This window comes from Virgisporangium aurantiacum (assembly GCF_016863635.1).
In the GTDB taxonomy this organism is placed as follows: Bacteria; Actinomycetota; Actinomycetes; order Mycobacteriales; family Micromonosporaceae; genus Virgisporangium; species Virgisporangium aurantiacum.
In genome coordinates this window covers 120,530-143,854 of sequence record NZ_BOPG01000017.1, presented here as the reverse complement: position 1 = coordinate 143,854, position 23,325 = coordinate 120,530, and the positions used below count along the sequence as shown (strand labels likewise).

General features: G+C 72.6%; 20 protein-coding genes. 11 read left to right on the top strand and 9 right to left on the bottom strand.

Annotated elements, in window-relative coordinates:
- Positions 1–150 precede the first annotated feature (150 nt).
- From Vau01_RS14585 to Vau01_RS14575, 3 genes are read left to right on the top strand one after another with little or no spacing between them, the layout of a single operon-like run.
- A complete protein-coding gene (locus Vau01_RS14585) occupies positions 151–1,053 on the top strand; it encodes an ABC transporter ATP-binding protein (RefSeq protein WP_203992213.1) in 903 nt (300 codons plus the stop codon).
- Positions 1,050–2,243 carry an ABC transporter permease gene (locus tag Vau01_RS14580; protein ID WP_203992200.1) on the top strand — a complete coding sequence of 398 codons (1,194 nt, stop codon included), beginning with the start codon at positions 1,050–1,052 and terminating at the stop codon, positions 2,241–2,243. The genes Vau01_RS14585 and Vau01_RS14580 overlap by 4 nt, the downstream gene beginning before the upstream one ends.
- A 25-nt stretch (positions 2,244–2,268) precedes the next feature.
- The gene (locus Vau01_RS14575) at positions 2,269–3,039 is read left to right on the top strand and encodes an alpha/beta hydrolase (protein ID WP_203992197.1); all 771 of its coding nucleotides are present in this window, start codon (positions 2,269–2,271) and stop codon (positions 3,037–3,039) included.
- Here Vau01_RS14575 and Vau01_RS14570 read toward each other — a convergent pair.
- From Vau01_RS14570 to Vau01_RS14560, 3 genes are all read right to left on the bottom strand, one after another.
- A complete protein-coding gene (locus Vau01_RS14570) occupies positions 3,023–3,793 on the bottom strand; it encodes a class F sortase (RefSeq protein WP_203992194.1) in 771 nt (256 codons plus the stop codon). The two genes, Vau01_RS14575 and Vau01_RS14570, sit on opposite strands and share 17 nt — an antisense overlap.
- Positions 3,790–4,374 carry a hypothetical protein gene (locus tag Vau01_RS14565; RefSeq protein ID WP_203992191.1) on the bottom strand — a complete coding sequence of 195 codons (585 nt, stop codon included), beginning with the start codon at positions 4,372–4,374 and terminating at the stop codon, positions 3,790–3,792. Before Vau01_RS14565 ends, Vau01_RS14570 begins: the two co-directional genes overlap by 4 nt.
- Positions 4,375–4,448: 74 nt before the next feature.
- Entirely contained in the window at positions 4,449–5,726 is a 1,278-nt protein-coding gene (locus Vau01_RS14560) for a hypothetical protein (RefSeq protein WP_203992188.1), read from the bottom strand.
- Positions 5,727–5,844: 118 nt separating this feature from the next.
- Here Vau01_RS14560 and Vau01_RS14555 point away from each other — a divergent pair, with 118 nt between their 5' ends.
- Positions 5,845–8,322: a glucosidase family protein gene (locus tag Vau01_RS14555; protein ID WP_203992185.1), complete on the top strand. Its 2,478-nt coding sequence runs from the start codon at positions 5,845–5,847 to the stop codon at positions 8,320–8,322.
- On the opposite strand, the gene Vau01_RS14550 is transcribed toward Vau01_RS14555, so the two are convergent.
- From Vau01_RS14550 to Vau01_RS14540, 3 genes are read right to left on the bottom strand one after another with little or no spacing between them, the layout of a single operon-like run.
- Positions 8,295–9,488 (bottom strand): cytochrome P450, encoded by a 1,194-nt coding sequence (locus Vau01_RS14550; protein ID WP_203992182.1) that lies wholly within the window; start codon positions 9,486–9,488, stop codon positions 8,295–8,297. The genes Vau01_RS14555 and Vau01_RS14550 overlap by 28 nt on opposite strands.
- Entirely contained in the window at positions 9,485–10,942 is a 1,458-nt protein-coding gene (locus Vau01_RS14545; RefSeq protein ID WP_203992179.1) for a M20/M25/M40 family metallo-hydrolase, read from the bottom strand. The genes Vau01_RS14550 and Vau01_RS14545 overlap by 4 nt, the downstream gene beginning before the upstream one ends.
- Before the next feature lie 9 nt (positions 10,943–10,951).
- The gene (locus Vau01_RS14540; RefSeq protein ID WP_203992177.1) at positions 10,952–12,142 is read right to left on the bottom strand and encodes an MFS transporter; all 1,191 of its coding nucleotides are present in this window, start codon (positions 12,140–12,142) and stop codon (positions 10,952–10,954) included.
- Positions 12,143–12,224: 82 nt separating this feature from the next.
- Between Vau01_RS14540 and Vau01_RS14535 the strand changes: the two genes are divergently transcribed.
- On the top strand, positions 12,225–12,659 hold the full coding sequence (locus tag Vau01_RS14535) for a hypothetical protein (protein ID WP_203992175.1): 435 nt from the start codon (positions 12,225–12,227) through the stop codon (positions 12,657–12,659).
- Here Vau01_RS14535 and Vau01_RS14530 read toward each other — a convergent pair.
- The gene (locus tag Vau01_RS14530) at positions 12,641–14,746 is read right to left on the bottom strand and encodes an MMPL family transporter (protein ID WP_203992173.1); all 2,106 of its coding nucleotides are present in this window, start codon (positions 14,744–14,746) and stop codon (positions 12,641–12,643) included. The two genes, Vau01_RS14535 and Vau01_RS14530, sit on opposite strands and share 19 nt — an antisense overlap.
- A gap of 30 nt (positions 14,747–14,776) precedes the next feature.
- Here Vau01_RS14530 and Vau01_RS14525 point away from each other — a divergent pair, with 30 nt between their 5' ends.
- The 5 genes from Vau01_RS14525 to Vau01_RS14505 are packed head-to-tail and all read left to right on the top strand — an operon-like array spanning position 14,777 to position 19,138.
- Complete coding sequence (locus Vau01_RS14525; protein WP_203992171.1) at positions 14,777–15,238, top strand: nucleoside deaminase; 462 nt, start codon at positions 14,777–14,779, stop codon at positions 15,236–15,238.
- A complete protein-coding gene (locus Vau01_RS14520) occupies positions 15,235–16,104 on the top strand; it encodes a TIGR03619 family F420-dependent LLM class oxidoreductase (RefSeq protein ID WP_203992169.1) in 870 nt (289 codons plus the stop codon). The genes Vau01_RS14525 and Vau01_RS14520 overlap by 4 nt, the downstream gene beginning before the upstream one ends.
- A 54-nt stretch (positions 16,105–16,158) precedes the next feature.
- Positions 16,159–17,400 carry a hypothetical protein gene (locus Vau01_RS14515; protein ID WP_203992167.1) on the top strand — a complete coding sequence of 414 codons (1,242 nt, stop codon included), beginning with the start codon at positions 16,159–16,161 and terminating at the stop codon, positions 17,398–17,400.
- The gene (locus Vau01_RS14510; protein ID WP_203992165.1) at positions 17,397–18,302 is read left to right on the top strand and encodes an ABC transporter ATP-binding protein; all 906 of its coding nucleotides are present in this window, start codon (positions 17,397–17,399) and stop codon (positions 18,300–18,302) included. The genes Vau01_RS14515 and Vau01_RS14510 overlap by 4 nt, the downstream gene beginning before the upstream one ends.
- Positions 18,299–19,138: an ABC transporter permease gene (locus Vau01_RS14505; RefSeq protein ID WP_203992163.1), complete on the top strand. Its 840-nt coding sequence runs from the start codon at positions 18,299–18,301 to the stop codon at positions 19,136–19,138. Before Vau01_RS14510 ends, Vau01_RS14505 begins: the two co-directional genes overlap by 4 nt.
- Here Vau01_RS14505 and Vau01_RS14500 read toward each other — a convergent pair.
- Positions 19,135–19,851: an esterase/lipase family protein gene (locus tag Vau01_RS14500; RefSeq protein ID WP_239151583.1), complete on the bottom strand. Its 717-nt coding sequence runs from the start codon at positions 19,849–19,851 to the stop codon at positions 19,135–19,137. The two genes, Vau01_RS14505 and Vau01_RS14500, sit on opposite strands and share 4 nt — an antisense overlap.
- A 144-nt stretch (positions 19,852–19,995) precedes the next feature.
- A complete protein-coding gene (locus Vau01_RS14495) occupies positions 19,996–20,913 on the bottom strand; it encodes a type IV toxin-antitoxin system AbiEi family antitoxin domain-containing protein (protein ID WP_203992157.1) in 918 nt (305 codons plus the stop codon).
- Positions 20,914–21,243: 330 nt separating this feature from the next.
- Between Vau01_RS14495 and Vau01_RS14490 the strand changes: the two genes are divergently transcribed.
- Entirely contained in the window at positions 21,244–23,223 is a 1,980-nt protein-coding gene (locus Vau01_RS14490) for an elongation factor G (protein WP_203992154.1), read from the top strand.
- Positions 23,224–23,325 lie beyond the last annotated feature (102 nt).

The window sequence follows — 23,325 nt, the reverse complement described above, 5'->3', positions numbered from 1 at the left end:
ACCGCGAACTATGGCGGCGGCAGCCGCCGTCGCCCGTTAGGGAAGGTGTCCCTCGTTCTCCGGTGTGAGGCGGCTCGTCCTCAGTGCCGACGCGGCGCGCCTCCTCAAAGCCGACGCGTCGGCGCCGGACAAAAGGTTGAATGTCCGGTGATGGGCACACTCGAGATCTCACACCTGTCGAAACGCTTCGGCGACGTGGTCGCCCTCGACGACATGACGTTCGACGTCCGCGCGGGCGAACTTCTCGGGTTCGTCGGCAGCAACGGTGCCGGGAAGACCACCGCGATGCGGGTCGTGCTGGGGGTGCTCGAACCCGACGCCGGTGAGGTGCACTGGGAGGGCCGGCCGCTCACGCTCGACACCCGTCGCCAGATCGGGTACATGCCCGAGGAGCGCGGCCTGTACCCGCGCATGAAGGTCCGCGACCAGCTCGTCTACCTGGCCCGGCTGCACGGCATGTCCACATCGGACGCCCGGGCGTCGACCGACCGGTGGCTCGACCGGCTCGGGGTGACCGCCCGCCGCGACGACGAGGTGCAGAAGCTGAGCCTGGGCAACCAGCAGCGGGTCCAGCTCGCCGCCTCGCTCGTGCACGACCCGCGCATCCTCGTCCTCGACGAGCCGTTCTCCGGGCTCGACCCGGTGGCCGTCGACGTGATGAGCGAGGTGCTGCGGGAGAAGGCCACCGAGGGGATACCGGTGGTGTTCTCCTCGCACCAGCTCGACCTCGTGGAGCGGCTGTGCGACCGGGTCGGGATCGTCCGAAGTGGACGGATGGTGGTCGTCGGCCGGGTCGACGAGTTGCGGGCCGCCGGCCCGCGGCGGCTCGTGGTCGAGGGGGCGCAGCCCGCGTCGCGGTGGACCGCCGGGCTCGCCGGGGTGCGCGTCCTCGCGTCCGACAACGGCCGTACGGAGCTGGAACTCACCGACGGCGCCGACGACCAGGCGGTGCTGCGCGCCGCGCTGGCGGCCGGACCGGTGCGTGGCTTCGGTGACCGGCGGCCCTCGTTGACCGACCTGTTCCGCGACGTGGTGAGTGAGGCGTCCCCGTGAGTCCCCTGAGTTCGCAGGCCGCTGTGCGGCTGGTGGCCGGGCGGGAGATCCGCACCCGCGTCGCCTCGAAGGCGTTCAAGGTCACCAGCATCGCGATGGTGCTCGTGGTGGTGGCGTTCGTGGTCGTCGCGAAGCTGATCAGTGGCAGTGACAGCAGCAGCAAGGTCGGCTTCACGCCGTCGACGGAACCGCTCATGGCGCCGTTCCAATCGATCGCCGCCGCGGTCGGCGAGAAGGTCACCACCAGCAGGGTCGACGAGGCGGACGCCGAACGGCTGGTCCGCGACGGCGACCTCGACGCGGTGGTCACCGGCGGCCCCCTCGACCAGCGGGTGATCGTCAAGGATGACCTGCCGGACGACCTGCGCACCGTGTTCACCGTGCTCGCCCGGCAGATCGCGCTCGACGACCAGATCCAGCGCGCGGGCGCGGATCCGGCCGCCGTCAACGCCGCGGTCGCCGCGGCCGCGTTCGACGTGCAGACGCTGGAGCCGCCGCGCGACCACCAGGCCGCGCGCATCCTGCTCGGCATCATGGTCGGCGTCTTCGTGTACATCGCGATCCTCATGTACGGCACCACCGTCGCGCAGGGCGTGGTCGAGGAGAAGGCGAACCGCATCGTCGAACTGCTGCTCACCACGATCCGGCCGTGGCAGCTCCTGGTCGGCAAGGTGCTCGGCATCGGCGTCGTCGGGCTCGGGCAGATGGTGCTGACCGTCGGCGTCGGCGTGGCGGCCGGGTTCCTCACCGACGCGTACACGTTCCCGTCGTCGATCGCCAGCGGCCTGGCGGCGTGGGCGGTGGTCTGGTTCCTGCTCGGCTACCTGATGTACGCGCTGGTGTTCGCGTCGCTGGGCGCGCTGGTCTCGCGTCAGGAGGACGTCGGCGGCGCGACCGCTCCGGCCATCATGCTGATCGTGCTGCCGTACATCGCCGGCATCACGATCCTGCCGGCCGACCCCGACAACGAGTTGATCGCGCTGCTCTCGGTCATCCCGTTCTTCGCGCCGATGCTCATGCCGATGCGGATCGCGTTGAACGTGGCGCCGGCGTGGGAGATCGCGCTGGCGCTCGGGTTGACGGTGCTGACGATCGCCGCGCTGGCCTGGTTCGCCGGCCGGGTGTACCGCAACGCGGTGCTGCGCACGGGTGCGAAGATCAAACTGTTCAGCGCGCTCCGCGGATCCTGAAGCGCCGGCGGATAGCCTGACCTTCATGGCGCTGATCCACTGTGACTTCTACTCGGAGACGCTCGAGCTCAGCACGTCGATGACCGTGCTCCTGCCGCAGCAGACCCGGACGCAGATCGGCATGACGGGCGCGGCGGCCGGCGAGCACGGCGCGCCGGTGCTGTACCTGCTGCACGGTCTCAGCGACGACCACACCATCTGGCAGCGACGCACGTCGATCGAGCGGTACGCGGCGCCGCTCGGCCTCGCGGTCGTGATGCCGGCCGTGCACCGCAGCTTCTACACCGACGAGAGGCACGGCGGCCGATTCTGGGCGTTCCTCAGCGACGAGTTGCCGGCGCTGGTCGGCGAGTTCTTCCGGGTGTCGGCCCGGCGCGCGGACACGTACGTGGCCGGCCTGTCGATGGGCGGGTACGGCGCGTTCAAGTGGGCGCTGCGCCAGCCGGAGCGGTTCGCGGCGGCGGCGAGCATGTCGGGCGCGGTCGACGTGGTCGACCTGTCGCGGCGGTCCGACCGGTCGGCGCTGTTCGAGCGCGTGCACGGCGGCCCGATCGCCCCCGACGAGGACCTGTTCGCGCTGGTCGAGGCGGCCGACCCGGCGAGCCTGCCGGCGCTGCACGTCAGCTGCGGCACCGAGGATCACCTGTTCGCGGCCAACCAACGGTTCGTCGGGGCGGCGGAGAAGGCGGGCGTGCCGCTCACCGTCGACTTCCGGCCGGGCGAACACGAATGGCAGTTCTGGGACGACGAGATCCGCACCGTTCTCGACTGGCTGCCCCTCACGCCACGGAGCTGAGGCTGGCGAACGCGATCACGTTGCCCTTGTACTCGCGGCGGTACCGGTCGAACTCGCCGCCGCACGTCACCAGCCGCAGCCCGGAGTGGTCGAGGCTGCCGTAGACCTCGGCGGTGGGGAACGCCGCCTTCGCGTACTCGGCGACCCGGTCGACCGTGAACACCGCCGTCCGGCCGTCGGCCCGCTTGACCGCGACCCGGTCACCGGCCCGCAGTTCGCGCAGCCGGAAGAAGACGGCCGGGCCGTCCCGGGCGGAGTCGACGTGCCCGAGCACCACCGCCGGCCCCACCTCGCCGGGCGACGCGAGGTTCCGGTACCAGCCGGCCGGCGCGCCGCCGGCGACCGGCGGGGTCTCGATGGTGCCGTCGGCGTGGAGGCCGAGTTCGAGCAGGGGCGTGTCGACGCCGATGGCGGGGATCGTCAGGCGGACGGGCGTGGAGCGGCCGAGCGGCGCGGGTCCGAACCCGTCGAAGCCGGAGGTGGCCGGCGCGGCGGCCGCGGGTGCGGGTGGCCCGGGTGGTGGTGGCGGCGCGGAATCCGCCGGCGTGCCGGCCCCGGCCGCATTCGGCGCGCCCGCGGAAGGCGTGCCGGTGCCGGCGGGGGGCGCGCCGGCGGGAGCCGCGCCGGCGCTTGCGACATCGGCGCGTTCGGGCCGCACCGGTGGACCCCCGCCGATCACCACCAGGGTGACGCCGGCGGCGGCGAGCAGCACGGTCAGCGCGTCGAGCGCAAGCCGTCGCCGGTCGAGGATCATCCGCGGGGGACCGACGGCCAGACGCGGACGAGCAGCAGGACCGCCGCCGCCAGCAGGAGCACGATGCCGCCCGCGAGCAGCAGCGGGTTGCGGACGCCACCGCCGCTGCCGCCACCGGTGCGGGGGGCGCCGCTGGGGGTGGAGCCGGCCCCCGGGCTGGTGGTGCCGGTGCCGCCGCCGTTGCCGTTGCCGCCGGGTGCAGCCGCGCCCGTGCCGGTGCCGCCGCCCGGCGCCGTCGTACCGGCGCCACCGGGTGCCGCCGTGCCGGTGCCGCCGGGGTTACCGGGAGCGGCCGTGCCGGTGCCGCCGGGAGCCGGCGTGCCGGTGCCGGCACCCGGCGCACGCTGGGTAGACGTGCCGCCGCCCGGCGGCGACGTCGCGCCGGAGCTGCCGGACGCGGCCGAACCCGAACCCGACGATGTCGGGCCGGGCGCCGGTCCGCCGCCCTGGTTGTCGTCGTCGGAGGTGGCGCAGTAGGCGGCGAGCAGGAGGACGAGAAAGACAAGTACGACGGACGCCGCCACGGCGGCCGCCCGATTGATATTGGACGGTCCCCTGGCATGGGCGGCCCGGTCACTCATCGGCGCGGCTCCCGTCGGCATCGACGCTGGTCGTGCCACGCAGGGTACCCAGCCGATCGCAACGGCACACCCCGTCAGCGGGCGTCGATCTTCACCGCGGTCACCGGGCCGACGGGGTCGAGATCCAGGTCACGGCCGTCCTTCCAGTCCGTGGGAAGATCATCGGCGATCGCGCGGAGAAGACCCTGAAGGGTGACGACGTCGTGGTCGCCGCCGGTGGCCTCGGCCAGGGCGCGGGCGGTCTCGGGGTCGCGCAGGAGCGCCGCGCCGCCGCGGGCGCGGGTCAGCAGGTTCGTCTCACCCGCGGACCGCACCACCACCAGGCCGCCCAGGAACCGGCCGAACGCACCGACCGCGCGAACCTCCAGGAAATCGGGCTGCCAATTCTCCGGGACGCGCTCAGGCAGCACGCCGTTGAATCGTCCGATGTATCGCGTGACGGTGACCTCGGCGGGCTCCTCGAGGGCGTCGCGCCGTTCCAGGTCGGCGAACACGGCCCGGGTCAGTTCCGCCTCGCGGTACCAGTGGCTGCGCCGGGACGACCGCTCGTGCCCGCCCGCCGGCACCGGCGCCTCCGGATGCCCGGCGATCCTGGCGAGCGCGGCCAGCGCCGGGTCGAGCACCGGTCGCACCGCGAGGGTGAATACATCGGACGCCGCCCAGCCGAGCCGCACCCGCTCGACGTATGTGCCGGTGGCGGCGACGCGCACGGTGGCGTCGAGGTCGAGCAGCGGCCGGGTCTTCCGCTCGGGCGACGCCTCCGGCGCCGGGCGGCCGAGCAGGGCACGCAGTTCGCGCCGGTCACCGTCCGTGGGCGGGTGCAGGGGGACGGGCGTGTGGACGGCGGGCACGGGCCGCCCGAGCACGATCCGCTCCCAGGCGCCGTCGGCCGTGGACGGCCGGGCCGTGAGCAGCGCGTCCTCCGAAAGCGGGTCGCTGATCCAGAACCCGGACACGGGTGCGCCGTCGAGCGCCGGCCAGCGCGGGTGGACGGTGCGTCGCAGCAACAGCCGCCCGTGCGGGTCGGCGAGCCGGGGATCGGGAATCCAGACCAGGTCGATGTTGACGGCGTACCGCTCGGTCGCCTCGGGGCCGGCGGGAACGGGCGGCGCCAGGCGGTAGACCTCGGTGAACTCGGGCTCGGCCGGACGCATGGCGCTCAGCGCGCGGAGGACGTCGAGGAGCCGGTCGTCGGGCTGGACAGGCGTCTTCGGCGGCTCGTCCGCCAACCGGGAGAGCCGCTGCTGCAGGATGCGGATCTCCCGGTTGAAGAGCACCGTGAGAACCGGCACCGCGACGACGACGAGTGCCACGGCCATCCAGATCCATTTGACGTCGGCCTGGCCGGTCATGCTCCCAGACTGCCCTCAAGCCGGCGACCTGCAAACGTCTGCCCCCTGAAGTTGCGGGATCCGTCGATCGGGATGAATCTGAGACCGGCAGTCAGCGCCGACCCGCCGAGGAGCTGTCATGCGTCGTCACCTGGTCATCGCCACGATCGTCGCCACCGTCGTCAGCCTGATGCCCGTCGCGGCCAAAGCAAGCCCGGCAAGCCCGGTAAGCCCGGCAAGCCCGGCAAACCAAGCCGGCCCGGCCGGGCCGGGCGAACTGTCGGAGACCCGGCGGTTGCCGGACCGCCGCACGGTCGTCTCCGGCGACCGGATGTACCAGGTCGGTGCCGCCGACGGCAGCTACCCCGCCACCGGCTGGCACATCCGCGGCGAGATGGGCGGCTTCTGGACGCCGCCGGTCAAGCTGCTCGACGGCATCTGGTTCGCCGTCGACGGCCGGTGGCTCACGGCGTCGCGGTTCACCGCCGGGCCCGGCTACACGACCACGGTCGTCGGTGACGGCATCGAACGCACCGACGTGTCGCCCGACGGCCAGCGGGCCGCCCTCGTCCGGCTCCGGTTCCGGGGACCGGCGCGGACGGTGACGCTCACCGCGCAGGCCCACTCGGAACTGCTCGCCGCGTACCCGTGGGGCTGGACCACCCCGAACGCCGGCGACACCAACCGACCCGACACCGGCGCGTTCGACGGCCGGAACCTGCTGTTCCGCGACGGCGGATATACCGCGGTGGTCGGCTCCAGCGAGCGCCCCGACGGCCACCGCCTCGGCGCCGGCATGCGCGGCCCGCAGGAGCCGCCGGTGGTCTGCCCGGCCACGGATCCCACCCCGCCGCGCTGCGACGACGGCCCGTACGGCAAGGGGACCGGCGGGGAGCTGACGTACACGGTGGACATTCCGCGGACCGGTCGGGACATCTGGTTCGCCGTCGCGGGCGGCGACGCCGGTGTGCGTCCCGCCTACGCCGAACTCGCGACCGCCCTGCGCGACCCCGCGAAGGCCCTGCGCGACAAGGCCGCGGCCCGGAAGGCGATCGCCGGACGGACCCGGGTGGAGATCCCCGGCGACCCGTTGCTGGCGCGCAGCGTCGAGTGGTCGAAGCAGAACCTGGCCGACTCCGTGCAGCAGGCCCGCGATCTCGACGTGTTCGCCAGCCACGAGGGCCGCGAGAATCCGCCGCCCGTGGGCACGGTGCGGAGCGCGACCTGGTTCGGCGCCGGCTGGCCGGACTACCCCTGGATCTTCGCGACCGACGGCGAGTACACGGCGTTCGCGGCGGCGGCCGCCGGCCAGTTCGAGACCGCGAAGGACCATCTGCGCGCGCTGCGCGACATCAGCGACCTCGTGAACGCGCGCTCCGGCAAGGTGGTGCACGAGGTGACGCCGGACGGCCAGGTGTACTTCGGCGCCAACGCCGACGCGGGGAACACCGACGAGTCGGCGAAGTTCCCGAGCGCGGTCGCGTTGCTGTGGCGGTGGTCCGGCGACGACCGCTTCCGCGACGAGATGTACGACTTCAGCGTGCGCGCGATGCGGCATGTGCTCTCGCTCGACGCCGACGGCGACGGCTGGCCGGAGGGGCTGGGCAACGTGGAGCGCCCGGGGATGGCCGAGGAGAAGCTCGACGTCGCCGTGTACACGATCCGCGGCCTGCGCGACCTCGCCGACCTGGCGAACGGCCGCGGCGACCGCGACACCGAGCGCTGGGCGACGGCGCAGGCGCAGAGCCGGTTGCAACGGTTCGAGCGCGAGTGGTGGTTCCCGGCCGGGATCTCCTACGCCGACTCGTACGGCACGTTCCAGCGGCACTGGACCGGCCTGACCCCGATGGAGACCGGCCTCGCCACGAAGGAGCACGCCCTGCCGGCGCTCGAACAACGCGAGAGGCCCTGCTACACGGGCGAGTTCGGGCTGTTCCACACCGGTACGGGTCCGACCAGCGCACCGGCCGGAAACCCGGGCCCCGCCTGCGATCCGGTGGTGTCGACCGTGCCGTCGGAGCGCTCGACGTTCTCGCTCAACACCGCCGTGATGGCCGTGGCGGAAGGCAACTACGGCCGGCTCGACGCACAACGCCGGTACACCACCGGAAACGCGCGCGTCCAACTCGATCCGGCCGTGTGGGAACTGCCCGGTGCGATGCCGGAGATCGCGCCGTCGCCGGACTTCGTCGCGAACATCGACCAGAGCTTCCTCACCCGGTCGAGCGTGCTGCAGGCGTGGGGCGCGTACGGCGTCCTCTGGCCGGTGGTGCACCAGTACCTCGGCGTCGACCCGGATCTCGGTCGCGGAAAGGTGAGCATCGTTCCGGACGGCCGGGTCGGCGTCACCGGGCGGGACATCCGGCTCGGCAACGGCTCCGCCGACGTCGAGGTGTCGCGGTCCGGGCGCGCGGTGAAGGTCGCGGTCGACGTCCGGGTCAGAGTCGAGGTGACGATCGGAGCGGTGCTCCCCGCGGGCGCGTCCGTCGACCGGGTGACCCTCGACGGTCGCCCGGTCCGGTACTCCACAGTGGACACCAACCGTGGGCGGGAGATCCACGTGGTGACCACGGGCGGTCGACACGTGCTTCAGGTGGTGACGGGCACCGCCAGGTAGCCGCGGATGCTCAGGCTGTCGCGGCGGACCGGGTCTCCGTCGAGGGCGAGGCCCGGGAACCGCCGCGCCAGCGCGGGCAGCGCGATCTGCGCCTCCAACCGGGCCAGCGGTGCGCCCAGGCAGTAGTGGATGCCGCCGCCGAACGAGAGCGGCGCGTTGTCGGCGCGGTCGAGCAGCAGGCTTTCCGCGTCGTCGAACCGTTGCGGGTCACGGTTTCCGGCGCCGAGGTAGCCGACCACGCGCTCGCCCGCCTCGATCGCGACGCCACCGAGTTCGACCGGCTCGTTCACCAGCCGGCTCACGATCTGCACCGGCGAGTCGTACCGCAGCAGTTCCTCCACGGCGGACGGGGCCAGGCCGGGCTCGTCGCGCAGCCGCTCCCACGCCCCGGGATGGCGGAGCAACGCCACCACGCTGTTGGCCAACAGGTTCGTGGTCGTCTCGAAGCCGGCCGCGAAGAGCAGCGCGGCCATCGTCAGCACCTCGTCGTCGGTGAGCTCCTCGACGGCGACCAGCGCGCTGAGCAGATCGTCGCCCGGATGACGCCGGCGTTCGGCGGCGAGCCCGGCCAGGTACCCGCGAACGGTCGCGGCGGCCGGGTCGGCGGTCGCCAGCACGTCGGTGGTGATGACCTCCAGCACCTGCGTCCAGTCGCGGATGAGCGTCTTGAACTGGGGCCGGTCGGCCGCCGGGACGCCGAGCAGCTCTCCGATCACGGTGACCGGCAACGGAAACGCGAACGCGTCGACGAGATCGGCCTTGCCCGACAGCCCGTCGAGCAGGTCGTCGACCATCGTCTCGATCGCCGGGCGGAGCGCGGCCACCCGGCGGGCGGTGAACGCCGAGCTCACCAGCCGCCGCAGCCGCGTGTGCTCGGGCGGGTTCGCGACGAGCATGCTGGTGAACAGCATGCGCAGCGCCGGATGCTCGGACCAGTTCGGAAACCCGAGGAACGCCAGCATGTCGGGCGGCATGTGACCGAGCCGCTGGTCGCGCACCAGCGCGGCGCAGTCGGCGTGGTGGGTCACGACGAGCGCGCCGTCGTCGGCCCGCAGCACGGGTGAGATCCGGCGCATCCGGTCGAACCGCGGGTACGGATCCTCGCGTCCGGCGAGCGTGGTCAGCTCGGCCAGCAGGGTCAGCACCTCGTCGTTCTGGACGATCATCGATCGGATTCCATTTCGGTCGTCAGGAGCGTGGCGAACAGGTCGACGCCGTACCAGAGGTTGCCCAGCCGCAGGTTCTCGTTCGGGGCGTGCTGGTTGTTGTCGTTGTTGGCGATCGGCAGCGCGACGGTGGGCGCACCCAGGATCTCGGCGACGTGGTGCAGCGGCACCGACCCGCCCAGCGTCGGCATGACGATCGCCGGCCGGCCCGCCGCCGTGCCCGCCACCCCGGCGAGGTGGGCGACGATCGGCTCGCTCACCGGGGTGCGCATCGCCGGGTAGCCGAGCTCGGCGTCGAGCCGGACGATCCGCGGGTGCTCGCGACGCTCGGCCGGCGTGGGCTCGCGGTCGACGACGTGGTGACCCTGCTTCCGCAGGTGCGCGCCCACCAGCTCGACCATGTGCCCGGCGTCGTTGCCGGCGGCGAGCCGGATGTCGATGCTCGCCGTCGCCGTGGCCGGTACGACGTTGCGGGCGCCGGCACCGACGTCGGCCGCCCGGATCCCCTTGACGTTGAACGACGGCCACATCAGCCGGTCGACCAGGCGGCTGCCGGGCACCTCGGCCGCGGCGATGCCGAGCTGGCCGAGAAGCTGCTCCTCCACCGGCGGCAGCCCGGCGAGCGCCGTCCGCTCGGCGTCGGACGGCTCCCGGGTGGTGTCGTAGAAGCCGTCGATCGTCACCCGACCGGCGTCGTCCTTGCAGGAGGCGAGCAGGTGGGCGAGCGTGAGGGCGGGGTTCGGTGCCCAGTTCCCGTAGTGTCCACTGTGGAGCTCGTGGGCCGGTCCGTAGACGGTGAGCTCGATGCCGCAGTAGCCGCGCACGCCGAGCACCACCTGCGGCGCCCCGCTGTGGTGCACCGGACCGTCGCAGAGCAGCCACGCGTCGGCGGTGAGCCGGTCGCGGTGGCGTTCGAGGTACTCCCGCAGGTGCGGCGAGCCCGACTCCTCCTCGCCCTCGAAGCAGAACACCAGGTTCACGCGCGGCTCGATGCCGGCGCTCCTGAGGGCATCGACCGCGATCAGCAGCGCCGCCAGCGGCGCCTTGTCGTCGGCGGCGCCGCGGGCGTACAGCCGCCAGTCGTCGTCGATCTCCTCGCCGGCGCCCGGAAGCGGGATCGTGCCGCCGTCCGCCGCCTTGAGCGTCGGCTCGAACGGCGGGGTGTGCCACCCGGCCCGGCCGGCCGGTTGGCCGTCATAGTGGACGTACACCCCGATCGTCGGTCGCGTCGGGTCGGTGCCCAGCCGACCGGTGACCAGCGGTGCCACGTCGTCGCGCAGGTGGAGCACCGCCATTGCCGCGCCCCGGGCGGTGAACAGCCCGGCGACGGCGTCGGCGTTGCGCCGCAGGGCGTCGACGTCGTGCGTCTGATTGTCGAGCGCGAGCAGGTCGGCGAACTCGGCGAGCCCGCGCCACCCCTCCGCCCGTCGGTACCGCCTGACCTCATCCAGCATCCCCCAACCCTACGACCCGTCGATCCGGGCCGAGCGGGCTCCGCACACGGTTGTGGCGGCGGCGCACGCGGCGAACGCGATGAACGTCACCGGGCGGCCGGTCCACTCGAAGAGCGCGCCACCGGCCAACGGGCCGAGCGGCGCGGCGCAGCCGGCCACCAGCATCGCGGCGCTGATCACGCGTCCCTGCAGGTGCGGCGGGGTGACGTTCATCTGCGCGGCAACCAGCATCGCGTTGGCCGGGGTGGCGAAGAAGTACACGACCCCCAGCAGGACGCCGGCCGCGTAGACGTGCGGCAGCACCGCCATGAGCGCGAGGCAGGCTGCGCTCGTCCACCCGAACATCCGTACCAGGGCGACCAGCGGGAGGCGGCGCTGCACGCGCGGCGCCGCCCACGCGCCGAGCAGGCCGCCGACGCCGGCGAGCGCGAGGGCCGTACCCACGTGCACGGCCGGCGTGCCGGCCGCCGCCGCGCCCGCGATGATCACGAGACCGAGGCCGGCGAACACGAACTGGAACGCGGCGGCGACCAGCAGCGTGGACCGCAGGAACCGGTCGCCCCACAGGTGCCGCAGGCCGGTGCGCAGGTCCGTCCACAGTGGAGTGTCGACGACCCGGCCGGTGCCGAGCGGACGCCGGATGAGCGCCACGGTGAGGCCACCGGCCACATGGGACAGTGCGTGGGCGACGAGCGGCAGCCCGACGCCCAGCCCGTACAGCCACCCGCCGAGCGGCTGCCCGCCGAGGCCCGCGAGGTGGCCGCGCGCCTCGTTCTGCGCCAGCGCGTGCGGCAACTGCGCGGCCGGCACCACGTACCGCACGGCGATGGTCTGTGCCGGCTCGGCGCAGGCCGCGCACGCCGCCGTGACGACGGTCGCCACCATCAGGTGCGCGAACGTGAGCCGCCCGGCGGCCACCGCGGCGACCAGCGTCCCCGTGACCACGGCCCGGACGGTGTCGGACCAGATCAGCAGCGGACGCAACGCCCACCGGTCGGCCAGTACCCCGCCCGGCAACCGCAGCAGGGTTCCGGTGGCGAGGCCGGCGAAGGCCACCGCACCCGCCCCGGCGGCCGACCCGGTGGCGAGCAGGGCCAGGAACGGATAGGCGACCGCGGCGACGCTGCCGCCGAGCGACACCGCCGCCTGCCCGCTCCACAGGAGCAGGAAGGCGCGGTTGCGCCGCAACGGCTTCGTCATGATCGCACCGTAGCGACGATGCTCGATCGGTGGACCGGGTTCAGCTGAGCGCTGAGTTGCGCCGGCCGGTCATCCTGCTGTCATGGATCCACGCCTCTCCGTCGCCCTGCCGGTGCTGCCGGCCCTCGCCCACGCCCTGGTGCTGCGGTGGGAGGCCGCCTACCTGGCGGAGACCTGGGGCGCGGGCTGGGCGGACGTGGTCGACGGGCTGCGGGTGCTGTCGGTGTGGGTGATCCTGTTCGCCGTCGTGCTGGGGGTTCTGGCGTACGCGGCGCGGCATCCCGAGGCGGCGTGGGCGGCCAGGTGGTTCCTCGTCGTGAGCCTGATGGTGGAGGTCGGGTGGCTGGCCGTCCTCGGGTTCCTGCGCTTTGCCGACGCGTCGGACGCCTCCGACATGGGCGAGCCGTCGTTGGCGATCGCCATCGCGTCGCTCGGCACGATGATGGTGTTCGTGGCGGCCACCGCCGCGGGGGTCGCGACCCTGCGTAGAACCGCGGTTCAGTCGCGGAGGGCGTAGCGGCCGTAGAGGCGGCCCAGCGGGCCCGGCGCCCACCAGTTCCACCGCCCCAGCAGCCGCATCGTCGCCGGCACCAGCAACAACCGGACCAGCGTCGCGTCCACCACGATCGCCACGATCATGCCGATGCCGATCAGCTTGATGAACACGATTCCGCCGCTCGCGAAACCGGCCACCACCACCACGAGCAGCAGCGCCGCCGCGGTGATGATCCGGCCGGTGTGCTGCAGGCCGGTCGCCACCGAGGCGGTGTTGTCCCCGGTGCGGTCCCACGCCTCGCGGACCCGCGACAGCAGGAACACCTCGTAGTCGGTGGCCAGCCCGAACAGCGCCCCCAGCATGATGATCGGGTTGCTCGGCTCGATGAACCCGGTCGGCGTGAAGCCCAGCCACGACGACAGGTGCCCGTCCTGGAACACCCACACGATCACGCCGAACGAGGCACCGATCGACACCAGGTTCATGAGCACGGCCTTGACCGGCAGCAGGATCGAGCCGAACGCGAAGAACAGCAGCACCAGCGTCGACAGTGCCATGATCAACGCCATCCAGGGCAGCCGGCCGCCGAGGCTGTCGAGCATGTCGACGTCGGCGGCGGGCCGCCCGCCCACCAGGACCTCGCTCCCGGCCGGCGCGGGCAGGGAACGGATCTCGCGGACCAGGTGCTGCGCACCGGAACTCGTCGGCTCGCCGGGGTAGGTGACGCTCAGCAGGGTCGACCGCTCGTTCGCGGCGGTCACCTGCACGCCCGTCACGCCGGGCAGGCCCTCGACGGCCCGGGTGACCTCCGCGGCGGCCGCCGTGCCGCCGCCCGACACCAGCACGTCGATCGGCCCGACCGAGCCGGCCGGGAACTCGGTGCGGATCCGCTCGGCCACGGCCCGCGGCTCGGCGCCCCGCGGCAGCACCCGCTCGTCGAAGCCGCCCCACTGGACCCGCAGGAACGGCAGCGCCAGCAGGACCAGCACGGTCACCACGCCCAGCACGTACAGCACGGGCCGCCGCATGACGCTGTGCGCGATCCGCGCCCACCCGCCGTCCCCCGAAAAAGCGACCGGCCGGCGCCGGAAGATCCGCAGTGCGTTCACCCGATGGCCGAGGACGGCCAGGAGCGCCGGTAGCACCGTGAGCGCCGCGAGCATCGCGACGAGCACCGCGAACGTTCCGCCGAACCCCATCGACCGCATGAACACCTGCGGAAAGATCAGCAGGCTGGCCAGCGCCAACGCCACGGTCAACCCCGACACCAGCACGGTGCGCCCGGCCGTGGCCATCGTGCGCGCGACGGCGGTCGGGACGTCGTGGGAGACCAGCTCCTCCCGGAACCGGCTCACCACGAACAGCGCGTAGTCGATCGCGAGCCCCAGCCCGATCAGCGTGATCACGTTGACCGCGAACACCGACACGTCGGTCACCGTGTTCAGGAGCCGGATCGCGATGAACGCTCCCAGGATCGCCAGTCCTCCGATCACGAGCGGCGTCGCGGCGGCCACCAGCCCCCCGAAGATCACGATCAGCAGGACGAGCAGCACCGGCAACGACAGCGTCTCGGCGCGGGCCAGGTCCTTCGAGGTCTGCTCGTTCGCGACGTCGAGGAACGGCACGTTGCCGCCCACCTGCGTGCGTACCGGAGAAGCCGCGGCGAGCACCGGACGGACCCGGTCGAGCGCGGCGACCTTGGTGTCCTCGTCGGGCGCTTTCAGGCGCACCAGCACGTAGGTGGCCCTGCGGTCGGTCGACACGAGAGCGGGTGAGGGGGCGTCGTACCAACTGGTCACGGCGGCCACGTCGGGGTGGGCGCGGACCGCGGCCAGCGCCGCGGTCACCGGGCCGCGCAGCGCCGGGTCGTCGACCGTCGCGGTCGGGCTGGAATAGAGGACGAGGATGTCGACGTCCTGGTTGCCGATCTCCGCCGCGATCCGGGCCCGGGCCCGCGTCGACTCGCTGGCCGGGTCGTCGAACCCGCCGCCGGTCAACCGGCCGAACACGCCGAGCCCCCACAGCGCACCGACCAGCACCACGACTGCGCCCGCCGCGAGCACCGCCCACCGCCAGCGCACGACCGCGCGTCCCCACCAGGCGAACATCCCTGCATGATCGCATTAGGCTCGACGACCATGAGCGAAGAGGAACTGCTGCGGGAGGCGCTGCGGCTGGCGGCGGAGAACGCCGACGCCGGTCAACTGCCGTTCGGCGCGCTGGTCGTCCTGACCGGCGAGATCATCGCGACCGGCGTCAACACGGCGCTGCGCGATCACGATCCGAGCGCGCACGCCGAGGTCGCGGCGATCCGGGCCGCCTGCCGCACACTGGGGACGCTGCACCTCGGCGGCGCCACGGTGGTGTCGAGTTGCGAGCCCTGCGCGGTGTGCCACAGCGTCGCCGCGATCTCCGGCGTCGACCGCATCGTCTACGCGGCGCCCAAGGAACTGGTGCCCGATCTCGGCTACCCGGCCCCGCCCGACCCCACCGACCTCGCCGGCCGCATGCAGGCGAGCATGCGCGCGCTGGCCCCGCACCAGATCGTCCACGTTCCCACCGACGGCGCGGGCGAGCCGTTCGCCAGGTACAAGGCATGACAATTCTGGGCGTCAACGTCCGCAACTTCGGGCCGCAGGCCACCCCCGAGAACCTCCTGGGCTGGGCGCGGTTCGCCGAGGAGCACGGGTTCGGCATCGCGATGATCTCCGACCACATCGCGCTCACGCCCGAGGTCAACGAGATCTACCCGGCGCCGTTCTACGACCCGTTCGCCACGATCGCCTGGCTGGCCGGCGCCACCACCACGCTCGAACTCGGCACCGGCGTCACCGTGCTGCCGTACCGGCATCCGCTGCTCACGGCCCGGATGGCCGCGAACATCGACCGGTTCAGCGGTGGCCGGTTCGTCCTCGGGGTCGGCGTCGGCTGGTCCGAGCAGGAATACGCCGCTCTCGGCGTCCCCTTCGCGAAGCGCGGAAGGGTGACCGACGAATACCTCGCCGCCGTCACCGCGGCCTTCACCGACGACGTGGTCTCCCTCGACGGCGAGTTCGCCGGCTATCGCGACGTGCACACGGGCCCCCGCCCGGAGCGCCCGCGGGTGTGGGTGGGCGGGTCGAGCCCGGCGGCGATCCGGCGCGCGGTGCGCTTCGGCGCCGCATGGCACCCGATCAACCAGGAGCCGGCGTGGCTGCGCGAGGTGGGCATCCCGGCGCTGCACGCGGCGGCTTCGGAGCAGGGGAGGCCGGTGCCGGCGGTCGCGCCGCGCATCCGCGCCCGGCTGGGCACCGAGCGGCGCACCGGCCAGGGGACGCCCGAGCAGATCGTCGCCGACATCCGCGAGTTCATCGACCTGGGCAGCGCGTACGTCATCCTCGACCCGAACCCCGACCACCCGAAGGACGAGAAACCGCTGGCTGACGACTGGAACCTGCTGGCCATGATCGCCGATCACCTACGGTAGGCAACCTGATCCGCCTCCCGACGCGTGTCATCTTTGAGCGATGGGAGGTTCGGCATGAGCGTGGTCCGGCGCGAGGCGCGCCGGCGGTGGGCGATCGTGCTGGCGTCCGTCGCGGTGCTGTGCGCGGTGCCGGTCGCGCTCTCCGCGTGGCCGGTGAAGAACATCCGGGTGGACGCACGTGAGCTGCGCGATCTCATCCGGCGCTCGGCCGACCGGCCGTACGAGGGGTACGCGGAGAGCGTCGGCACCCTCGGGCTGCCCGAGCTGCCCCGGTTCGGGCAGGTCGCGGCGCTGGTCAGCGGAAACACGCGGATGCGGGCCTGGTACGCGGCGAAGGACCGGTGGCGTGTCGACGTCATCGAGACCGGGCAGGAGCGGGGCGTCTACCGGACCCCGGACGGCATCGTGAACTGGGACTACGGCGCCAACCAGCTGGCGGTGGTGGGTCTGGCCACCGTCGCCATGGTCGTGCTCAACCGCGACGACGTCGCGATGGAGGCCCGGTACACGGGGGTCGAGGGTGAGTCCTCGAACCGGCTGCCCCGCGGCGCCGACCTGCTGCCGCCCGACCTGGCCCGCCGCCTGCTCGACCTCGCGGAGGGCGACCCGGCGACCCCGATCCGCGGCCGGCGGATCGCCGGTGTCGACGCGGCCGGGCTGCGGATCACCACGAGCGCGCCGCAGAGCACGATCGGGCACATCGACATCTGGGCCGACCCGCGCACCGGGCTGCCGCTGCAGGTGTCGGTCACCGCGCGTAACGCCGAGCGGCCGATCCTGGAGACGCGGTTCCTCGACCTGCGGCTGTCGCGGCCGTCCGACGCGGTGCTCACCCCGCCGGAGCCGCGCGACGGGATGTCGGCGACGAACGTCAATCCCGAGGACTCGTTCAACATCTTCGACCCCGGCTACCCCGACCTGCCCGACACGATCGCCGGCCTGGAGCGGTGGGCCGACGCCGAGGTGGTGACGCCCGACGGGCCGGGGGAGCGGTGGGTCATCCGGCGCGAACTCGGCACCGCGTACGGCACAGGGCTGACCCGGGTCGCCGTGCTGCCGCTCAACCGCCGCCTCGGCAACGACGTGCTGCGCAACGCCCGGGCCTGGGGCACCGAGATCACGCTGCCCGACACCGCGGCGGTGCTGATCGCCGCGCCGCTGCTGTCGGTGATGGTGGTGCACAAGCACTCGCGGAACCAGACGTACCTGATCGCCGGCATGGTCGACGGGGTGTACATGCAGCGGTTCGGCGAGGCCCTGGCCGCGGCGCGGACGTCGAACCGGGCCGGCCGATGATCACGACGACCGACCTGGTCAAGCGGTACGGCAAGGTGACGGCCGTCGACGGCGTCAGCCTCGACGTGCGGGAGGGGGACAGGTACGGCCTGCTCGGGCCGAACGGGTCGGGCAAGACGACGCTGGTGCGGCTGCTGCTGGCGCTCGCCTACGCCACGAGCGGCTCGATCTCCGTGTTCGGCAAGCCCGTGCCGCGCAGGGCGCACGAGGTGCTGCCGTTGATCGGGGCGATGGTGGAGGCGCCGGCCGCGTACCCGCACCTGTCCGGGCGGTCCAACCTGATGCTGTTCGACGCGGCCGGGCCGGGGTCCTCCCGGCGCACACGCAAGGTCCGGGTCGGCGAGGTGCTGGAACGGGTCGGGCTGGGCGGGATCGACCGGCGACCGGTGAAGGCGTACTCGTTGGGGATGCGGCAGCGCCTGGGCCTGGCGGCCGCGCTCCTGCGGTCACCCCGGATGTTGATCCTGGACGAGCCCACGAACGGCCTCGACCCCCGCGGCATCCGGGAGATCCGGGACCTGTTGACCGAGCTGAACGAGGCCGGAACCACGGTGTTCCTGTCGAGCCACCTGCTCGGCGAGGTGGAGTTGCTGTGCACGCGGGTGGGCGTGATGGACCGCGGCCGGCTGGTTCTCCAGGATTCCCTGGACGCGTTGCGCGCCCCGACGGGTCTCGTCGCGGTGTCGACGCCGTCCCCCGATTCCGTTCGTTCCCTGCTGGACGGGCAGGTTGTGTCGTCCGACGATTCCTCCGTGCTGGTGCGGCACGACGATCCGGCCGAGCTGAACGCGTTGCTGGTGTCGAAGGACGTCCGGGTGACGTCGCTGGGTGTGGTGACGCGCTCGCTGGAGGACGTGGTGCTGGAGGCGACCTCGGCGTCATCGGATCGGATCGACAAATGATCTATGTCGAATTGTCGAAGCTTTTCCGGCGTCCCCGGATGTACGTGATCGTCGCGCTGCTGTGCCTGCTGCCGTTCATCGTGGCGATCTTCCTGGCCACCACGCGGATCCCGCCGCCGCCCGGCCAGGGTGGCGCGTTCCTGGCCGCCGTGCTCGGCAACGGCGCGCTCTACCCGGCCGCCGCGATGGCGCTGGTGCTGCCGGTGTTCCTGCCCGTGGCGGTGGCCGTGCTCGCCGGTGACGCGGTGGCCGGCGAAGCCACCGGCGGCACGCTGCGCTACCTGCTGATCCGGCCGGTCGGCCGCACGCGTTTCCTGGTGGCCAAGCTGGTCGCGATGATCGCGTTCGTGCTGTTCGCGATCGCGATGGTGGTGCTGACGTCGTACGTCACCGGCATCGCGCTGCTTGGCACCGGCCCCGCCACCACCGGCGGCGTCGTGGTGCTCCCGCCCGACGTGACGTCGCTGTCCGGCGGCGTCATCAGCCCCGGCGAACTCGTGCTGCGGATGCTCGGCACGATCGGCTACATCACGCTGTCGATGCTGGCGGTCGCGTCGATCGCGCTGTTCCTGTCGACGCTGACCGACTCGGCGCTGGGCGCCGCGATGGGCGCGCTGTCGGTGCTGGTGACGAGCCAGGTCCTGGTCACCCTGGACGCCGCGGAGTCGGTGAAGCCGTACCTGCCCACCCGCTACTGGCTGGCGTGGATAGATTTCTTCCGCGAGCCGATCCTGTGGCGCGACATCGAGCGCGGCGTCCTGTTGCAACTGGTCTACGTGGCGGTGCTGCTCGGATTCGCGTGGGCCAACTTCAAGACCCGCGACATCACGTCCTAGGCGGTTTCACAGCTGGTGGGCGGTGCGATCGGATCGGTGCCGATCGCCTTGAGCACCAACGCGGTCACCTGCGGATCCGCCGGCAGCGCCGAGTGCGAGACGGTGAGGCCGGGGCAGATCCCCTGCAGGGAGACGTTGGTGGCGCCGTCGAGGCGGGCGGAATCGGGTGGCTGCACCGTCTCGTCGTTCTCCGTCCAGAGGCTGAGCCAGGGTACGGGGGCGGGATCCTCGTCGAGGTCGTCGAGCAGGTCGCTGCCCGGGGCGAGCTGCCGGCAGGCGGCCGGGCAGGCGCCGGGGGCGAGGGCGGCACCGGCGGCGGCGAGTTTGGCCCCGTGCAGCGGCGAGCCGAGCGTGATGACGCGGCGGGTCCTCGGGATGCCGTCGTACTCGCGGAGGAACAGCCAGGTCACCACGCCTCCGGCCGAGTAACCGATCACGTCGACCGACGGGGCACCGTCGTCGATGGCCTTCCGCGCGGCGTCACCGAGGTTCTTCGCCTGTGCCCGCAGATCGCCCGTCCCGTCCCCGGGCGGCGCGACGACGGTGGCGGTACGCCCGGTGGCCCGGATGCGCTCGGCGAGCCGTTCCAGGCTGCGCGTGTTGCCCCCGTAACCCGGCACGAGCAGGACGGTGCCGGGGGTCGCCTGATCGGCGGGCTCCTCGGTGCTGGTCCTGTCTACGACAAACCAGACAATTCCCCCGATGCCGAGCATCAGAACCACCGCAAAGACCACTCCGACAAGAAGCCGACGACGAGGCGACACCACTCCATGGTTACGCACCGCGCGGGCAAATGTTGATCGAGGAAGAAAGGGCCGGTCATAGCGGGCCTCTTCTTCCTCGATCAACATCACCGGTCACAGCACGCAACCGGCACCACACCGTCGCGGCACGCCCCGCCATCCGTTCGCGCTGAGCACCGTCGCCACCTCGGTCGCCACGGCGCACGGCCGCTGGGTCACGTCGGCGTGGCCGTACCGGAGCACCCGTGCGCCGGCGACGGTCGCGGCGTTGTCCCGCCGGTGGTCGCGGAACCGCTGATCGACCGGGTGCGCGAGCCGGCCGTCGAGTTCGACGCACACGCCGAACCCGGCGTAGTGCACGTCGTCGTACCAGGCGTTCCGTCGTTGCTGCCGGCTGCCCGACGGGAGCCCGTGTGAGCGTTCGACCAGGCGGAGATACCGCAGTTCCAGCATCGAATGACAGCCCGCCGCGACGTCGTCGAGTGCGGTCAGAACGTCCCGACGCCAGCGCAGCCGGTACCGGGCCCGGACCGCCGTACGCAACCGGGCGGGAGTCGTCAGCCGTGCGCCCACCGCGCGGGCGAGCCAGGCGATGGCGTGATCGGCGTCGCGACTGGTGTGCACAAGATCGATCACCGTCTCCTCGACGCGGGTCCGCGGAGGCTCCAGCGCCGGGTGCCGGCCGTGTTCCGCACGGGTGGACCGGTGAATCACCACTCCCGGAGGCGCCACAACGCGTCGCGCTGCCGGCACCGACACGTGCACGGTCGGATCCGGTCTCTCCGCGAGCCCGTACAGTTCCGCGGCGGTCTCGTGGCTGAGAACGGCACCCGGGCCGGCGCTCAGCACCGCGGCCCACAGCTGCGCCGGGCGGGGAAGGGGGCCACCGAACGTCGCGAGGACGCCGTAGTGGACGCGTTGCCAGCGGCCCGTAGCGAGGCGGGCGTGGATCGCGGCACGGGTCAGGCCCGCGCGCAGGGCCTGGGCGCGGGTGAGGATGCCGGCCTGGGTCGCCGCGGGTTGCTGCCACACGACGGCGAGGATGCGTCCCGCGGACGACCGGCGGAAGGCCCTGTGGACAACGGGCGCGTTGTCCACAGGAGCGGAATTGTGCTTGGCGGGGTTGACGGGAGTGCGTAGCCTCTGGCGGAGAGATCGTCCGGCGCTTCGCGCGGGACACGAGCGAGGAGGGCCGGCCATGTGCACCGCTCTCCGTCCGCGTTCCCGGGTGATTCTGGTGTTTCCGGCACGGTCCGATGCTGGCTGGCGTGGCCGGCACCGGCTGCTCCTGATGGTGGGCTGAGCTCCTCCGTCGGGGAATCGCGCTGTCCGCAAACACGCGATCCTGAGAGGCGCAGCACCGTGCGCACCAACCGAAACGACCTTGCCCGCGTCCGCAACATCGGCATTCTCGCCCACGTCGACGCCGGCAAAACCACGACCACCGAACGGCTTCTGTTCGCCACCGGCGCCACCTACAAGCGGGGCGAGGTGCACGACGGTACGACCGTGACCGACTTCGACCCGCAGGAGCGCAAGCGTGGCATCACCATCTTCTCCGCGGCCGTCACCTGCCACTGGGCCGGCCATCGCATCAACCTGATCGACACACCGGGCCACGTCGACTTCTCCGACGAGGTCGAGCGGTCGTTGCGCGTCCTCGACGGCGCGGTCACCGTCTTCGACGGCGTCGCCGGCGTCGAGCCGCAGAGCGAATCGGTGTGGCGTCAGGCCGACCGGTACGGCGTGCCACGCATAGCGTTCGTGAACAAGCTCGACCGCGCGGGCGCGGACTTCGACGCGGCGGTGGAGTCGATCCGGCAGAAGCTGCACCCGAAGCCGTTGGCGGTACAGCTGCCGATCGGCGTCGAGGATACCTTCACCGGCGTCGTCGACCTGGTCGCGATGCGGGCGTACGTGTGGGCCGATGCCGACGGACCGATGACGGAAACCGACGTCCCGGAAGCGGCGCGCGCACACCGGCACCGGCTCGACGAAGCCGTCGCCGAACTCGACGCCGCCGCGTTGGAGGAGTTCGTGGCCACCGGCGCGGTCAGCGACGTGACGCTGAAGAACGCGCTGCGCGCCGTCACGCTGAACGGCAGCGGCGTGGTGGTGCTGTGCGGCGCGGCGTTCAAGGGCCGCGGCATCGAACCGTTGCTCGACGCGGTGGTGGCGTACCTGCCCGCGCCACCCGGAGACCCGGACAAGCCGTTCGCCGCCCTGGTGTTCAAGGTGAACTCCACCAACACGGGCCGGCTCACGTTCCTGCGGGTCTACGACGGAACCATCACGAAGGGGAGCCACGTCATGGACGCGGCGCCGGCAAAGGGGGCCAACCGCACCGAGCGGGTGGCCCGGATCCTGCGGGTGCAGGCCGACCGGCACATCGAGGTCGATCGCGCGGTCGCCGGCGACATCGTCGCGGTGGTCGGGCCGAAGGCCGCGAGACCCGGGGCGACGCTGTGCGCACCCGACACGCCGGTGGTGCTGGAGCCGCCGCGCACGGCCGATCCCGTCGTGTCGATCGCGGTGGAGGCGAACGACAACGACCGGCTCGCGACCGCGCTCGCGCGGTTGGTGGAACAGGACCCGTCGCTCGCCGTCCGCACCGACCCCGAGACCGGGCAGACGCTGCTGTCCGGCCTGGGCGAACTGCACCTGGAGGTCGCGGTGGAGAAGATCCGCCAGACCGACGGGCTGACCGTCCACATCGGACGGCCGCAGGTCGCCTACCGGGAGACGGTGGTGCGCGGCGTCACCGGGTTCGTCTACCGGCACGCCAAGCAGGACGGCGGGTCGGGCCAATGGGCGCACATCGTCGTCGACGTGGAGCCGGGCGACGGTGAGGAGTTCGCGTCCACTGTGGTCGGTGGCCGGGTGCCGAGGGAGTTCGTGCGGGCGGTCGAGGCCGGCTGCCGCGACGCGCTCGCCGACGGTCCGCTCGCCGGGCACCCGGTGGTGGGTGTGCGCGTCACGCTCACCGACGGCGCCACGCACGTGAAGGACTCGTCGGAACTGGCGTTCCGCACCGCGGGCCGGCTCGGGCTCCGCGACGCGCTCCGGGCCTGCGTCGTGGTCCTGCTGGAACCGGTGGTCGAGGTGACGGCGACGGTGCCGGCGGACGCGGTGGGCGGCGTCCTCGGTGACCTCGCCGCACGCCGCGGCCGGGTGACCGACTCGGTGGCCCGGGGCACCACGATGGTCGTCACCGCGACCGTGCCGCTGGCCGAGCTGTTCGGCTACGCCACGGTGCTGCGCAGCCGCACCCACGGGCGTGGCTCGTTCACCACCCGGCCGCTCGGCTACCTGCCGGCACCCGAGCGGACTACCACGGTGTGAGGAGGACCGCCAGGGGCGTTACCCGTACCGGGTGACGCCCCTGGCGGCACGGACGCGAGGCGACCTACCGTATCGGGGAACCACCACCACGGAAGGGGGTCG

Excerpts from the sequence above, each read along its gene's own strand:
- Vau01_RS14585 (WP_203992213.1), top strand. The coding sequence starts at position 151 with ATGGGCACACTCGAGATCTCACACCTGTCGAAACGCTTCGGCGACGTG.
- Vau01_RS14575 (WP_203992197.1), top strand. The coding sequence starts at position 2,269 with ATGGCGCTGATCCACTGTGACTTCTACTCGGAGACGCTCGAGCTCAGC.
- Vau01_RS14570 (WP_203992194.1), bottom strand. The coding sequence starts at position 3,793 with ATGATCCTCGACCGGCGACGGCTTGCGCTCGACGCGCTGACCGTGCTG.
- Vau01_RS14565 (WP_203992191.1), bottom strand. The coding sequence starts at position 4,374 with ATGAGTGACCGGGCCGCCCATGCCAGGGGACCGTCCAATATCAATCGG.
- Vau01_RS14560 (WP_203992188.1), bottom strand. The coding sequence starts at position 5,726 with ATGACCGGCCAGGCCGACGTCAAATGGATCTGGATGGCCGTGGCACTC.
- Vau01_RS14555 (WP_203992185.1), top strand. The coding sequence starts at position 5,845 with ATGCGTCGTCACCTGGTCATCGCCACGATCGTCGCCACCGTCGTCAGC.
- Vau01_RS14550 (WP_203992182.1), bottom strand. The coding sequence starts at position 9,488 with ATGATCGTCCAGAACGACGAGGTGCTGACCCTGCTGGCCGAGCTGACC.
- Vau01_RS14545 (WP_203992179.1), bottom strand. The coding sequence starts at position 10,942 with ATGCTGGATGAGGTCAGGCGGTACCGACGGGCGGAGGGGTGGCGCGGG.
- Vau01_RS14540 (WP_203992177.1), bottom strand. The coding sequence starts at position 12,142 with ATGACGAAGCCGTTGCGGCGCAACCGCGCCTTCCTGCTCCTGTGGAGC.
- Vau01_RS14535 (WP_203992175.1), top strand. The coding sequence starts at position 12,225 with ATGGATCCACGCCTCTCCGTCGCCCTGCCGGTGCTGCCGGCCCTCGCC.
- Vau01_RS14530 (WP_203992173.1), bottom strand. The coding sequence starts at position 14,746 with ATGTTCGCCTGGTGGGGACGCGCGGTCGTGCGCTGGCGGTGGGCGGTG.
- Vau01_RS14525 (WP_203992171.1), top strand. The coding sequence starts at position 14,777 with ATGAGCGAAGAGGAACTGCTGCGGGAGGCGCTGCGGCTGGCGGCGGAG.
- Vau01_RS14520 (WP_203992169.1), top strand. The coding sequence starts at position 15,235 with ATGACAATTCTGGGCGTCAACGTCCGCAACTTCGGGCCGCAGGCCACC.
- Vau01_RS14515 (WP_203992167.1), top strand. The coding sequence starts at position 16,159 with ATGAGCGTGGTCCGGCGCGAGGCGCGCCGGCGGTGGGCGATCGTGCTG.
- Vau01_RS14510 (WP_203992165.1), top strand. The coding sequence starts at position 17,397 with ATGATCACGACGACCGACCTGGTCAAGCGGTACGGCAAGGTGACGGCC.
- Vau01_RS14505 (WP_203992163.1), top strand. The coding sequence starts at position 18,299 with ATGATCTATGTCGAATTGTCGAAGCTTTTCCGGCGTCCCCGGATGTAC.
- Vau01_RS14500 (WP_239151583.1), bottom strand. The coding sequence starts at position 19,851 with ATGCTCGGCATCGGGGGAATTGTCTGGTTTGTCGTAGACAGGACCAGC.